Genomic DNA, 12,859 nt, shown 5'->3' with positions numbered 1-12,859 from the left:
CGACCTGCGCAGGTCGGCCGCCACTTCATCGACCTGAACCAAACCATGCCTATGCCGAGCTATATCTTCGTCGAGCCGTCAATAAACGGCTGGATCGTCCGCGGCGACTTCGAGACCAGTCCTCGCACCTTCGCCACCGGCGCCCGCGCCGAACAGGCCGCGCGCGATCTTTGTCATGGCCTGGCGCAAGCCGGCGAACCGGTGGTCCTGGAAATTCGGCTGCGTAACGGCGAGCGCGCCGGACGCTTTCTTTTTCCGCCCAGCCTGGGGGACTGCACGCAGCGGATGGCGATGCGGGCCTAGCCCGCATGCGTCCCGCCGGTCTGGCCGCTGGGCGCCCTGCGGCGCTGGTCGGTTGCTCCTTAGCTGTCGTGCGGCGGTGTCCCGGCCTTCGCGCGACGGCCTTGGAGGCTGGGGGCGAGGCTGGACCATGGTCTGCTGCAAGCACCCTCTCCGATCGCGCTTGCCGCGTTGTGCTGGTGCAGGTCTGGCCGCCCGGCGGCTAGGATCAGGCGCTCGGCGGGTTGCGAGACGAAATCGAGCAAGGGACCCGGGCGTCCTGAATCGGAAGGTTGACGAGCGCCAGCGGTTCGACCGAGCGACTGGACGCTGTCAGCCGCTCAGCGATCTGGGACGCGAGCGGATACCTCGCACAGGCGCCGAAGCCTGGCGACCGGAGCGCTGCTGGCCTCCCAGGTCGGGCGTCAACTGATCTATGGCGTGGAGCTTGATCCCCATTCGCCCCGCAACCCCTGACACGGCTTGGCGTTAGCCCCGAACGGTGCGGCGAGGGAGGAAGAAGTCTTTGAGCGACAGCCTGGATTCCTCGACCGTTCACGCCGATCGCCGGGACCTTGTGTTCTTCGCCGTCGAGCGGGCTAGCACCCCCATACTCATTTGCGATCCATCGCAGGACGATAACCCGATCATTTTGGCTAACGCGGCCTTTCTGGACCTTACGGGATATCGTCTTGACGAAGTGATCGGCCGCAACTGTCGTTTGCTTCAAGGCCCATCGACGAATTCGCAGGCGGTCAAAGTCCTCCATGAGGCGGTCGAGCAAGCGCGACCGGCGGAGGTCGAGATCCTCAATTATCGCAAAGACGGCTCCACGTTCTGGAACCGCGTCAACCTGAGCCCGGCCCACGACGAGAAGGGGGGCTTGGCCTATTTCTTCGCCTCTCTCGTCGACGTCAGCATTGAGCGTCAGGCGACCGAGCTGGCGCGGGAGGAAAGTCGGATTCTTCTTCGCGAGGTGGACCATCGGGCGATGAACGCGCTGGCGATCGTCGAGGGGATCGTCCGGCTAAGCCGAGCGCGTGACGCGACCCAGTACGCCGCCGCTGTGCAGCGACGGGTCCAAGCTCTGGCCAGGACCCATGCCTACCTGTCGGAGCGGCGCTGGCGAGCCGCCCCGTTGCGCGAGCTTTTCGAGCTCCAGGTCGCGCCGTTCGATGCTCGCCGCACCACCCTTGATGGTCCCGAAATCCACGTCGGGGCGCCGCTGGTCCAGCCGCTGGCTCTGGTCCTGCACGAGATGCTCGCCAATGCTGCGACCCATGGCTGCCTTTCTGCACCGCAGGGCGTACTCGCCGTCCGCTGGATGCCGAGCGAATCCGGACGTGGCTTCACGATGGTTTGGGAGGAGGTCGGCGGGCCGCCGCCAGCCGAGCCGAGGCCCTCGGGGTTCGGTTCGGCGATGATCGGCGCCATCATCAGGCGCCAGCTACGAGGCAAGGCGCGGCTCGACTGGCGGGCAAGCGGACTGCGGGCCGAGTTCAACGTCCCCGATGTGACGTCCGAGCCAAAGTCCTTCAGGATCACTCAAGACTGATCGCGCGCGCCGGCGCAGGCCGTCCCGGAGCCTGGAGGCGGTTGGGAGGCGAAGGCCTCTTGTCCGTCACGCGCCCCGCAGATGGCGATGCGACTTAGATCCGGCGCTAGGTCGCGCGCTCGAACACCAGCAGGCTGGAGGTCGCGGTGGCGTAAATCCTCCCCCTGGCGTCCTTGATCGTGGCCTCGGCGAAGGCGGCGCGGCGGCCGAAGGTCACCACTCGGCCCTCGGCGCGCACCAGGCCCGTGTTGTCCGTCAGGGGGCGATGATACGACACTTTCAGCTCCAGGGTCGTATAGGTTTGCCTGGCGCTGAGCTTGGAGTGAACGGCGCAGCCGCAGGCGGAGTCCAGCAAGGTTGCTGCGTAGCCGCCGTGCACTGTGCCGATCGGGTTGTAGGCGTAAAGCCCAGGCCTCCCCTCGAACGCCGCCCAGCCATCGCCGGCCTCGGTCAGCGAGAATTCCAAGGTCTCGCCGATCGGCGCTCGTCCACCGGCTGCGATCATCGCCTGGAGCTGCTCCAGGCCGGACATGCCAGGAGCGATATGGTCGGCCAGTTTAGCTTCAAGGGGGCTCATGGTTTGGCTCCAGATCTATGCGGCTTATGACGGGGGGCGCTGGCGAGCAGTGATCTTCATGTCGCTACCGGCTCTGGGGCGCTGGTCGAAGTCGCAGCGCTGCGGGGGGGCTTGATCCGAAACCAGATCGCATAGAGCGGCGGCAGGAAGACGAGGGTCAGGACCGTGCCGCCGATCGTGCCGCCGATCAGGGTGTAGGCCATCGACGACCAGAACACCGACCAGGTCAGCGGGATGAAGGCTAGCACCGCCGCCAGCGCCGTCAGGATCACCGGCCGGGCGCGCTGCACCGTGGCCTCGATGACGGCATGGAAGGGATCCAGGCCCTCTTCCTGATTGATCTGGATCTGGCCGATCAGGATCAGGCTGTTGCGCATGATGATGCCGGCCAGGGCGATCAGGCCCAGGATCGCGTTGAACCCGAACGGCTGGTGGAAGATCAGCAAGGTCGGAGCCACGCCGACCAGGGCCAGAGGCGCGGTCAGCAGCACCATCCACATCGCCGACAGCGAGCGGACCTGGAAGATGATCACCACCATCATCAGGATGAACATCAGCGGGAAGACCACGGCCAGGGCGCTGTTGGCCTTGCCCGCCTCCTCGATCGAGCCGCCCATCTCGATCTTGTAGCCCGCCGGCAGAGCCTTGATGATCGGCTGCAGGGACTTTTGGACCGCAATGGATACGTCCGGCGGCTGAAGGCGCTCGTCGATGTCGCCGCGCACGGTGATCGTCGTCAGCCGGTCGCGGCGGCGCAGGATCGGGTCCTCCATGCGAATCTCGGCCTTGCCGATCTGGTCGAGCGGGATGCGCTCGCCCGCCGCGCCCACCAGGGTGAAGGCGCCGAGCCTGGCCGGATCCAGGCGGTCCTGGCCCGTGGTGCGGGCGACCACCTCCACCGAGCGGATGTCCTCGCGCACCTGGGTCACCGGAACGCCGGTCAGCAGAAACTGCAGCTGCTGGGAGGCGTCGGTGGAGCTGAGGCCAAAGGCGCGCAAGCGGTCCTGGTCGAGCACGAAATGCACGGTCGGCACGCGCTCGCCCCAGTCGGTGTTGACCTGGCGCAGGCCCTCGTTGCGCAGCATCACGCCCTTGACCTCTTCGGCGATGTCGCGAACGCGGTCGGCGTCCGGGCCCATCACGCGGAAGGCCACCGGGAAAGGCGAGGGCGGACCGAACACGATCTGGGTGGCGCGGATCTTGGCGCCCGGGACCGAGCCGTCGGCGGCGAACTGGCGCAGGCGCTTCTTCAGCGCGTCACGCGCTTTTTCGTCGGGCGTCAGCACCACGATCTTGGCGAAGGAGGGATCAGGCAGTTCAGGCGAGATGGCCAGGAAGAAGCGCGGCGCGCCTTGGCCGATATAGCTGGTGACGATCTTGGCCTCGGGCTGCTTGGCCAGCCACGCCTCGACCTTGGCCACGGCCTGGCTGGTCGAGCCGATGCTTTGCCCCTCGGGCATCTGCACCTCGATCAGCACCTCGGGCCGGTCCGACAGCGGGAAGAACTGCTGCTTGATCCCGCCCATCATCAGCACCGCGGCGACCATGGCCGCGCCGACGCCGGCGGCGACCTTGAAGCGATTGTCCACCGTCCAGGTGACCAGGGTGCGCAGCTTGCGGTAGCGCGGGGTGTCGTAGATCGCCCCATGACCACCCTCGATCGGCTTGATCTTCGGGATCATCAGGACGCCGAGATACGGCGTGAAGATCACCGCCACGAACCAGGAGGTGATCAGGGCGAAGGCCACGACCCAGAAGATGTTGCCGGCGTATTCGCCCGCCGTGGACTTGGCGAAGCCCACCGGCATCAGGCCGATGATCGTCACCAAGGTGCCGGCCAGCATCGGGGCGGCCGTGTGGCCCCAGGCATAGGTCGCCGCCGTTACGCGGTCCTTGCCCTCTTCCATCTTCACCACGATCGTCTCGATGATGATGATGGCGTCGTCGACCAGCAGACCCAGCGACAGGATCAGCGCGCCCAGGGTGATGCGGTCGAAATCGCGTCCGGTGACCAGCATGATCACGAAGACGCCGGCCAGGGTCAGCGGTACGGCCATGGCCACCACCACCCCGACCCTAAAGCCCAGGCTGATCAGGCTGACCACGATGACCACGGCCAGGGCCACGAAGAACTTCAGCATGAACTCCCCGTAGGCTTCGTGGATGTTCACCGCCTGGTCGGTGATCTTCGTGAAGCTCATGCCCATGGGCATCTCGCCCTGGATCGCCTTGGCCTCCTTCTCGAGGCTCTTGCCCAACTCCAGACCGTTGAAGCGGTCCTTCATCACCACGCCGAGCACGATGGCAGGCTCGCCGCCGTTACGGATCAGGAACGTCGCCGGATCCTCGTAGCCGCGCTTGACCTCGGCGATGTCCGAGAGCTTCAGCGTGCGGCCGCCGACCACGATCGGCGTTTCCTTGATCGTCTCCAGGCTGTCGATCGCGCCATCGAGGCGGATCTGCACCTGGGGACCTTGCGTCTCGATCGCGCCGGCGGGCGTGACCAGGTTGCGGTCGTTGAGCGCCGAGAAGAGGTCCCTGGGACTGACGCCCAGCGTGGCCAGGCGCGCTTGGCTGAACTCCACGAAGATCTTCTGCGGCTGCTCGCCGATGATCTGGACCTTCTTGACGCCGGGGATGTGCAGCAGCCGCTGGCGCAGGGTCTCGGCCTCACGAACCAGCAGGCGCTGAGGTTCTCCCTTGGCCTTCAGGGCGTAGAGCGCGAAGGTGACGTCGCCATATTCGTCATTGACGAAGGGGCCCAGCACGCCGCGCGGCAGGCTTGCGGCCTCGTCGGCCATCTTCTTGCGGGTCTGGTAGAACTGTTCCTGCAGTTCCTTGGCCGGGATCTGGTCCTTCAGCGTCAGGGTGGTGAAGGCCAGACCGGGACGGGTGAAGGTCTCCGAGCGATCGTACCACTTCAGTTCCTGCATCCGCTTTTCGAGCGGTTCGGCCACCTGGTCCTGCATCTCCTGGGCCGTGGCCCCGGGCCAGGCGCTGATGATGGTCATCACCTTGATCGAGAAGCTCGGGTCCTCGGCGCGTCCCAGTTTCAGGAAGGCGAAGGCGCCGGCGAAGGTCAGGGCGATGATCAGGAAGAGGGTGATCGATCGCTCGCGGACCGCCAGGGCGGAGAGATTGAAGTTCATTGCGCCGCTCCGGTCTGGACGCGAACGCGCTGGCCCTGGTGAAGCAGGTGGGCGCCCAGCGCCACGAACTGTTCGCCGCCGCGCAGGCCGCTCGTGATCGTAACGTTTTCGGCGCTGACGCCGCTCACGCTCACCGGCCGCCACTCGACGGTCGAGGCGCCGGGCTTGACCACCCAGACGCCCGTCCCCTTGCCGGTGTCGTGGAGCGCGCCGATCGGCGCCTCGACGCCATTGGTCGACGCGCCCGGTTGGGCGGGCAGGGTCAGGACCATGGTCGAGCCCAGCGGAGCCTGCGCGGCCGCGCCGCTCAGCACGTACTTGGCTTCGAAGGTGCGGGTGCGCGGGTCGGCCGCGTCGGAGAGCTGGCGAAGCCTGGCCTGGCCGACCGGGTGGTCGTCGAAGCCGTAGGCCTGCGCCGGCGAGCCTAGTGCGGGACGGACCGTCTCGGGCAGGGTGATGGTCGCCTCGCGCGGACCGGCGTGGGCCAGGCGCAGAACGGTCTGCCCGGCGGCCACCACCTGGCCGGGCTCGACCAGGGTTTCGACCACGACGCCGTCGGCGTCGGCGATGAGGATCGCGTAACCGGCGGTGTTCTTCGACACCCGGGCCTGGGCCTCGGCGGCGTCGAGTTGAGCCTTGGCCGCATCGGCGGCGGCCTTGGCCTGGTCGTAGGCCAGGGCCGAGACCGCGCCGGCCGAAACCAGACTCCGCAGTCGCCGCTCCTCCGACGCCGACTGCAGCGCGCGGGCCCGGGCGGCCTCGACTTGCTGGTTCTGAGCCGAGACGCCCAGGGCGTAGTCGGTGGCGTCGATCCGCATCAGCGGCTGGCCGCGCCGCACGGTCTGGCCCGCATCGACCAGGCGCGCCACCACCTTGCCGCCGACCCGAAAGCCGAGATCGCTCTGCACGCGGGCGGTGACCACGCCGCTGAACCGGCGCTCGACGCCCTGGGCCGGACCGGCCGTCGCCACCCGCACGACCGGCGGGGCGGTGCGCGGGTCTTCCGCGCCAGTTTTGCCGCCGCACGCGGCGAGTGGCGCAAGACCGCCCACGAGCAGGGCGACGGCGAGGGGGCGAGACGACATGGCTTAAGGATCCTGCCTGGACGGAAGGCGCCTAAGCTGCTGCCGAGTGACTATTTTGTCAACTGGTCACTATCTGGCTACGGGGCCAAGCTGCGCAGCACGAGGTTGATCACCTTGGCTGGAGCCTGGGGCAAACCCTCCAAATTATGCTTGAGCATCAGCGGGTTCATAAAGCTCTGCATGACCAGCAAGATCGCATCGCAAGTCTCGTCGATCGGCGTCTTGCGCTCGAACTCTCCGGTCTCGCGGCCCAGGAGGATGATCTCCTTGAGCCGCTCTTCGGCGCGCTCGAGATAGGCGATCACCGAGGGCCAACGCTCCTCGGCCGCATGGGCGGCGATGTCGTACAGCATCTTGTCTTCGAAGAACAACTCGGCGCTCGTGGCGATGATGCCGTTGAAGTATCTACGTAATTTATCAGTTGCCGACCTTCCTTCGGTCGCCCCGGCCTCGCCGCCGGCGAGCACCGCATCCAGGCACTGGGTGCAGATCGCCTGTCCGATGGCCTGCTTGGAATCGAAGAACTTGTAGATGTAGGCCTTGGAGAAGCCGATCGCCTTGGCTAGATCGGCGACCGTCGTCTTGCCATAGCCGAAGCGGCTGAAATGCGCCCTGGCAGCATCGACGATCTGGTCGCGCACGCCGTGTTCGACAGGACCGCGCTGGCCGGCTGCGGGGGAGGATGGGTCGATCGTGTTCATGAGCGCAAGCTAGCACCGGGTCTTGAGATTGACAAACGAGTGACGATATTGGCAATTAGTCACGATCAAGTTTGCGCTCAGAGAGATCCCCATGCGCTCTGTCACCCTTCCGGCCCTGCTGGTCGCCGCCAGCGCCGTTCTCGTCTCCGGATGCGCTGTCGGTCCCGACTATGCGGCGCCCACGCCGCCCAAGACCGGCGCCTTCATGGGCCAGGCGGCGGTGACGGCACGCGCGCTCGCCCCGGCGCCCGTCGACACCTGGTGGCAGGGCTTCAACGACCCCGTCCTCAATCGCCTCGTCGAGCGGGCCCTGGCGCAAAATCTGGATCTGGCCCAGGCCGCCGCGCGCGTGACCCAGGCGCGGGCGGGGCTGGGCGCGGCCACGGCCGCGCTCCTGCCCTCGGCGTCGGTCCAGGCTCAGGGCGCGAGCGTCCACGCCTCGACCCAGACGCCCACCGGGCGCCTGCTGGCCGCCACGCCGGGCTTTGATCGCGACGGGTCTCTCTACGAGGGCAATCTCGTCGCTGGCTGGGAGCTGGACGTTTTCGGCGGAACCCGCCGCGACCGCGAGGCAGCCCTGGCCCGTTATGACGGGGCCAAGGCCGGGGCCGCCGCCGCCAGGCTCGCCGTCGCCGCCCAGACGGCCGACACCTACATGCTGGTGCGCGGCCTGCAGGAACGGCTCGCTGTGGCCCGTCGCCAGGTGGAGACCCAGGCGCGGCTCGTCGACACCGTGCAGCTTCAGTACGACCACGGCGCCGCGGCCGATCTGCAGCTGCAACAGGCCAAGGGCGCCTTGGCGCAGACCCGCGCCAGTATTCCCGTGCTCGAGGAGGGGCTGGAGGCGGCGCTCAACGCCATGGACGTCATCCAGGGCGCGCAACCTGGGACCTATCGCGCCGAGCTGATCACGGCGAAGGCGATCCCCGCCGCGCCGGGCCTGGCCGACGCTGGCGGGCCCGTCGAGCTTCTGCGTCGCCGTCCGGATCTGGTGGTCGCCGAGGAGCGCCTGCGCGCCAGCAACGCCGAGGTCGGATCGGCGCTTTCTCAATACTTCCCGAAGTTTTCGCTGAGCGGTTTGGTCGGCACGGCGACCACTGACCGCGGTACTCTGTTCGAGGGCCCGGCGGCCCAGGCCCAGGGCGTTCTTGGCCTGCGCTGGCGTCTCTTCGACTTCGGTCGGGTCGGCGCGGAGGTCAAGGCCGCGCGCGGCCGAAAGGCCGAGGCGCTGGCGGCCTACCAGCAGGCCGTGCTGCGGGCGAGCGAGGATGTCGAGAACGCCTTTGTCAGCCTCGTCAAACGCGAGAGCCAGGAGCGGGCGCTTTCCGACGGCGAGGCATCCTTGGCCGAGGCCAGAACCGCCTCGCAGGTCGCCTATCAGGCGGGCGCGGTCAGTCTGGTGGAGGTGCTGGACGCCGACACGCGACTGCAGGCCGTGCAAGACGCCAGGGCTCGGGCCAGGACCGAAGCTGCGCGTGCGGCGATCAGATCGTTCCAGGCGCTGGGCGGAGGATGGAGCGCGTCCTGAACGACGCGTTCTTGGGCGGGCATCCGGTAAGGTCGCGGCGGCCTTCGATCGGGTCCGGGGATGTCATCGCGTTTCAGCGGCGGTGGAACAATACTCGCCCATCGTCGACGTCCGGCCGTTGCGCGCGACGTCAGGCCGCCCGCTGGGGCGCCACGCCGCTTGGGCGGTAGAGGTCGCAAGCCCTTCGATCTGCCGAGCGGAATGTTCGAGGTTAGGCCGGCTTCGGGCGCGCAACCTGTGCTTGACCTGCGCTTCCGCGCCGGCGGCGGACGTATCAGCTGGCGCCGGCGCCGCGCGGACGCCAAGAGCGCCGACTTCTTCCCATACGGACAGCGCGCTTCGCGCGCTGGCTCCTTTCTTTTTCCTTCCGCCTGAAAGGGGGATGGGCGGCGCGCCGGTCTAGGCCCGCCGCCTGGGCGCGCAACCGGCCTTCGGCCGGTCCTCCACTGCGTTCCGGCCCTGCGGGTGCGCGTCCAGGCTCGCGCGGGCCTTCCCGGCTTTCTCGCCGCCCACCCCCCTTTCCGGCGAAAGGATGCGGGCTTGGGGCGGTGATGGAGGCCCGCCATGCGCTCTGCCCGCCAACCGCCCAAGTCCGCCGTTCAGGCCCCGGGGCCTGCGGCGGCCGTCCCGCGTTCGTCCGCGCCTGAGGTCAACCTTTACGAGGAGGTGACCGCCAGGATCATCAGGGAGCTTGAAGCCGGGCGACTGCCCTGGGTGCAGCCTTGGGGGCGAGCGCCCGGCGCTCCTCTGTCCTTGCCTCGCAACGGGGTGACGGGACGTCGCTATTCGGGCGTCAACATCCTGCTGCTGTGGGGCGCCGTCATCGAGAACGGCTATCCCTCGCAAGGCTGGCTGACCTTCAAGCAGGCCCTCGCCGCCGGGGGCTGCGTGCGGCGGGGCGAGCGTGGAACGACCGTCTTCTATGCCGACCGGTTCACGCCCAAGGCCGAGCAGGAGCGCGCCGCACGCGATGGCGACGAGCCGGGCAAGGTTGCGTTTCTCAAGCGCTTCACGGTCTTCAATCTCGCCCAGTGCGAAGGCCTTTCCGGGGTGGACGCCGAACCCGCGCCCTTGCCCGAGCGCCAGCTTGTCCCCCATGCCGAAGCCTTGATCACCGCCACCGGCGCGGATTTCCGCATCGGCGGATCCCGCGCCTACTACTCGCCCGTCCTCGACTATGTGCAGGTCCCGCCGCAGCCGGCCTTCGGCGACCAGATCAACTATTACCGCACCTGCTTCCACGAGTTGTCGCACTGGACGGGACACGCTACGCGCCTGGATCGTGACCAGTCGGGCGTGCGCGGCGGGAAGGCCTACGCCCGTGAGGAACTGGTCGCCGAGATGGGCGGGGCCTTCGTCTGCGCCAGCCTGGGCGTCGTTCCCACCGTCCGCCATGCCGACTATCTCGGCTCCTGGCTGGAGGTTCTGCGCGAGGACAATCGCGCCATCTTCCGGGCCGCCTCCCAGGCCTCCAAGGCCGCCGACTACCTCCTGGCCTTCGCGCCCGAGGCTCAGGTCGCCGCCTCATCCCTGATCGCGGCGACCCAAGAGGAGGTCGCGGCATGACGCTCCTGACCCCCATCCTGCGCGCCGCCCTGCTGGCCAACGGCGCGGCCGAGGTTGAAACCGACCACGTCCCGTTAGCCAAGTTCTTCAACCCGGCGGGCCTTGGCACGTGGCTAGTCACCGAGATGGACGCCGACGGCGACACCCTGTTCGGGCTGGCCGATCTCGGCGAGCCCGAACTTGGATCGTTCAGCCTCGTCGAGATCGAAGCCGTGCGGCTGATCGGCGGCCTGACCATCGAGCGCGACCTCTATTTCTCGACCATGCTTCCGCTGTCGGCTTGGACGGCCGCCGCGCGCCGCACCGGCTCGATCTCCCAGGCCGAGACGCTCTTGAAGATCACCGCCCGCCGCGACGGGCGGCCCACATGACCGACCGCGCCGGTCTCGCCCTTCCGGCCGCCGGGCCTGCCCGGCCGCCGGTCGACCGCGCCAATCCCGGCGCATCCCCGACCCCGCCGCCAGTCTCCACAAACTCCCGACGGGGTCGGTTCCACTCCGGATCAACAGGAGTCCTGCCATGAAACTCGCATTCGCCGATCCCCGCAACATGACGGTTTCGCCGCTCAACATGCACTTTGGCCGCCCCGCGCCCGACGTCTCCGACATCGCCCCTTCGATCCGGCAACGGGGCGTTTTGCTGACCCTGCTGGTGCGCGAGACCCTGCAAGACGGCGTCGTCGTCCCCGACCATTTCGAAGTGGTCGCCGGCGCCCGCCGCTGGCACGCGGCCATGGCCGCCCTGGCCGACGGCGTCGAAATCGATCCGGTGCCATCGGCATCCTCCGGGCCGGTGACGACGCCGCCGCCATCGAGGCTTCGCTGATCGAGAACCTCCAGCGCCTGCCGCCCGATGAGGTCAGCCGCTGGGAGGCCTTCGTCAAGCTGATCAGGAAGGGCCGCAGCCCCGAGCAGATCGGCGCGACCTTCGGCCTGACCGACGCGGCTGTGAACCAGGTCCTGGCCCTGGGGCGCCTCCTGCCGCAGATCCGCAACCTCTATCGCCGCGACGAGATCGACGTTCCCACCGTGCGCGCCCTGACCCTGGCCAGCCAGTCCAGGCAAAGGGAGTGGCTGGCCATGAAGAACGACCCCGAGCAGCGCGCGCCCGTCGGCGCCCAGCTGCGGGCGTGGCTGTTCGGCGGCGCCTCGATCCCGACCCGCTACGCCCTGTTCTCGCTCGAAACCTATCCCGGCAAGATCGCCGCCGACCTCTTCGGCCACGACAGCTATTTCACCGATCCGGCCCTGTTCTGGCGCTGCCAGAACGAGGCCCTGGCGGCGCGCTCGCAGGCCCTCGCCGCCGAGGGCTGGGCGGGCGTCGAGCTGCTCGAGCCGGGCAAGATGTTTCATTCGTGGAAGCACGAACGGACCCCCAAGGCCTCCGGCGGCAAGGTCTTCATAGAGGTCAGCAGCAGCGGCGAGGTCACCGAGCATGCGGGCTGGCTCAGCGCCCAGGAGGCCCGCCGCAGCCGGGCGGCGGCGGCCAAGGCCGCCCGTGTCGAGGCCGGGCAGCCCCCGGTCTCGGCTGACCGCCCCGAGGTCACCGCCAACCAACAGGCCTATATCGACCTGCATCGGCTGGCCGCCGTCCGGGCGGTCCTGACGGACCATCCCGGCGTCGCCCTGCGCCTGCTCCTGGCCCACGCCATCGCCGGGTCGCCCTACTGGAAGGTCGAGCCGGACCCGCATCGCGCCGGGGCCGAATGCGTCGCCGCCAGCCTGGAGGCCAGCCCCGCCGAGGCGGTCTTTCGCGCGCGGCGCGAGACCGTCGCCAAGGCGCTCGATCTCGACGGCGCCCGCGACCTCGTCGGCCAACCGCGCCGGGGCGGGACCGCCGCCCTGTTCGCCAAGCTGCTCGCCGTGCTTGACGCCGACGTCCTGGCGACGGCGGCCGTGGTCATCGGCGAAACCCTGGCCGCCGGCGGCGAGGCGGTCGAGGCCGCAGGCCTCTATCTGAAGGTTGATACCGGCGCCTTCTGGGAGCCGGACGCGGCCTTCTTCGAACTGACGCGCGACCGCGAGACGGTCAACGCCATGCTCAAGGAGGTCGGCGGCAAGAAGGTCGCCGACGGCAATGTCGGCGAGAAGGTCAAGACGCAGAAGGCCGTCTTGCGTGACTGCCTTGACGGAACGGGCGGCCGTCCCAAGGCCGGCAAGTGGACCCCGCGCTGGCTGACCTTCCCGGCCGGGGCCTACACCAAGCGGTCCTTGCGCACGGCCGAGACCGGCAGGGCGGTGGCGCCCTTGCTGCGCAAGGCGCCGAAACTGCCCGCCTCGGGCGTCGACGCCAGCCCGGCGGACATCGCGGCCGAATAGACGGCCGGGCGCTCGCCCGGCGCCGCCGTGATCCTGCCCCCGCGCGCGAGCGCGGGGGCTTTTTCATGCGCCGTCCAGAGCAGGCGCCAACGGTCCGGCGC

Annotated in this window: 11 protein-coding genes; 7 read left to right on the top strand and 4 right to left on the bottom strand. The window is 68.6% G+C overall.

Going from position 1 to position 12,859, the window contains the following annotated elements; genetic code table 11:
• Positions 1–45 precede the first annotated feature (45 nt).
• On the top strand, positions 46–303 hold the full coding sequence (locus tag G5B46_RS06935) for a hypothetical protein (RefSeq protein WP_240903368.1): 258 nt from the start codon (positions 46–48) through the stop codon (positions 301–303).
• Between the two features lie 502 nt (positions 304–805).
• Positions 806–1,834 (top strand): PAS domain-containing protein, encoded by a 1,029-nt coding sequence (locus G5B46_RS06930; RefSeq protein ID WP_165257219.1) that lies wholly within the window; start codon positions 806–808, stop codon positions 1,832–1,834.
• Between the two features lie 106 nt (positions 1,835–1,940).
• Here G5B46_RS06930 and G5B46_RS06925 read toward each other — a convergent pair whose 3' ends face one another.
• The 4 genes from G5B46_RS06925 to G5B46_RS06910 form a co-directional block, all read right to left on the bottom strand.
• Positions 1,941–2,411: a PaaI family thioesterase gene (locus G5B46_RS06925; protein ID WP_165257218.1), complete on the bottom strand. Its 471-nt coding sequence runs from the start codon at positions 2,409–2,411 to the stop codon at positions 1,941–1,943.
• A gap of 56 nt (positions 2,412–2,467) precedes the next feature.
• Entirely contained in the window at positions 2,468–5,560 is a 3,093-nt protein-coding gene (locus G5B46_RS06920) for an efflux RND transporter permease subunit (RefSeq protein ID WP_165257217.1), read from the bottom strand.
• Complete coding sequence (locus G5B46_RS06915; protein ID WP_165257216.1) at positions 5,557–6,645, bottom strand: efflux RND transporter periplasmic adaptor subunit; 1,089 nt, start codon at positions 6,643–6,645, stop codon at positions 5,557–5,559. Before G5B46_RS06915 ends, G5B46_RS06920 begins: the two co-directional genes overlap by 4 nt.
• Before the next feature lie 77 nt (positions 6,646–6,722).
• Positions 6,723–7,346: a TetR/AcrR family transcriptional regulator gene (locus G5B46_RS06910; protein ID WP_165257215.1), complete on the bottom strand. Its 624-nt coding sequence runs from the start codon at positions 7,344–7,346 to the stop codon at positions 6,723–6,725.
• A gap of 91 nt (positions 7,347–7,437) precedes the next feature.
• Between G5B46_RS06910 and G5B46_RS06905 the strand changes: the two genes are divergently transcribed.
• The 5 genes from G5B46_RS06905 to G5B46_RS06890 all read left to right on the top strand — a co-directional run bounded on the left by G5B46_RS06905 (position 7,438) and on the right by G5B46_RS06890 (position 12,758).
• Positions 7,438–8,874, top strand: a complete 1,437-nt coding sequence (locus tag G5B46_RS06905) for a TolC family protein (protein WP_165257214.1) — start codon at positions 7,438–7,440, stop codon at positions 8,872–8,874.
• A gap of 564 nt (positions 8,875–9,438) precedes the next feature.
• Positions 9,439–10,440, top strand: a complete 1,002-nt coding sequence (locus G5B46_RS06900; RefSeq protein WP_165257213.1) for a zincin-like metallopeptidase domain-containing protein — start codon at positions 9,439–9,441, stop codon at positions 10,438–10,440.
• Entirely contained in the window at positions 10,437–10,811 is a 375-nt protein-coding gene (locus G5B46_RS06895; protein WP_165257212.1) for a DUF2958 domain-containing protein, read from the top strand. Before G5B46_RS06900 ends, G5B46_RS06895 begins: the two co-directional genes overlap by 4 nt.
• Before the next feature lie 148 nt (positions 10,812–10,959).
• A complete protein-coding gene (locus tag G5B46_RS24315) occupies positions 10,960–11,265 on the top strand; it encodes a ParB N-terminal domain-containing protein (protein ID WP_240903367.1) in 306 nt (101 codons plus the stop codon).
• A 122-nt stretch (positions 11,266–11,387) separates the two neighbouring features.
• Positions 11,388–12,758 (top strand): chromosome partitioning protein ParB, encoded by a 1,371-nt coding sequence (locus tag G5B46_RS06890; protein ID WP_240903366.1) that lies wholly within the window; start codon positions 11,388–11,390, stop codon positions 12,756–12,758.
• Positions 12,759–12,859 lie beyond the last annotated feature (101 nt).

Origin of the sequence: Caulobacter sp. 602-2 (genome assembly GCF_011043625.1) — a bacterium.
In the GTDB taxonomy this organism is placed as follows: domain Bacteria; phylum Pseudomonadota; class Alphaproteobacteria; order Caulobacterales; family Caulobacteraceae; genus Caulobacter.
The sequence above is the reverse complement of the archived record's forward strand: the minus strand, read 5'-3'. Positions and strand labels throughout refer to the sequence as shown.

Excerpts from the sequence above, each read along its gene's own strand:
- G5B46_RS06910 (WP_165257215.1), bottom strand. The coding sequence starts at position 7,346 with ATGAACACGATCGACCCATCCTCCCCCGCAGCCGGCCAGCGCGGTCCT.
- G5B46_RS06895 (WP_165257212.1), top strand. The coding sequence starts at position 10,437 with ATGACGCTCCTGACCCCCATCCTGCGCGCCGCCCTGCTGGCCAACGGC.
- G5B46_RS06935 (WP_240903368.1), top strand. The coding sequence starts at position 46 with ATGCCTATGCCGAGCTATATCTTCGTCGAGCCGTCAATAAACGGCTGG.
- G5B46_RS06920 (WP_165257217.1), bottom strand. The coding sequence starts at position 5,560 with ATGAACTTCAATCTCTCCGCCCTGGCGGTCCGCGAGCGATCGATCACC.
- G5B46_RS06925 (WP_165257218.1), bottom strand. The coding sequence starts at position 2,411 with ATGAGCCCCCTTGAAGCTAAACTGGCCGACCATATCGCTCCTGGCATG.
- G5B46_RS24315 (WP_240903367.1), top strand. The coding sequence starts at position 10,960 with ATGAAACTCGCATTCGCCGATCCCCGCAACATGACGGTTTCGCCGCTC.
- G5B46_RS06915 (WP_165257216.1), bottom strand. The coding sequence starts at position 6,645 with ATGTCGTCTCGCCCCCTCGCCGTCGCCCTGCTCGTGGGCGGTCTTGCG.
- G5B46_RS06900 (WP_165257213.1), top strand. The coding sequence starts at position 9,439 with ATGCGCTCTGCCCGCCAACCGCCCAAGTCCGCCGTTCAGGCCCCGGGG.
- G5B46_RS06905 (WP_165257214.1), top strand. The coding sequence starts at position 7,438 with ATGCGCTCTGTCACCCTTCCGGCCCTGCTGGTCGCCGCCAGCGCCGTT.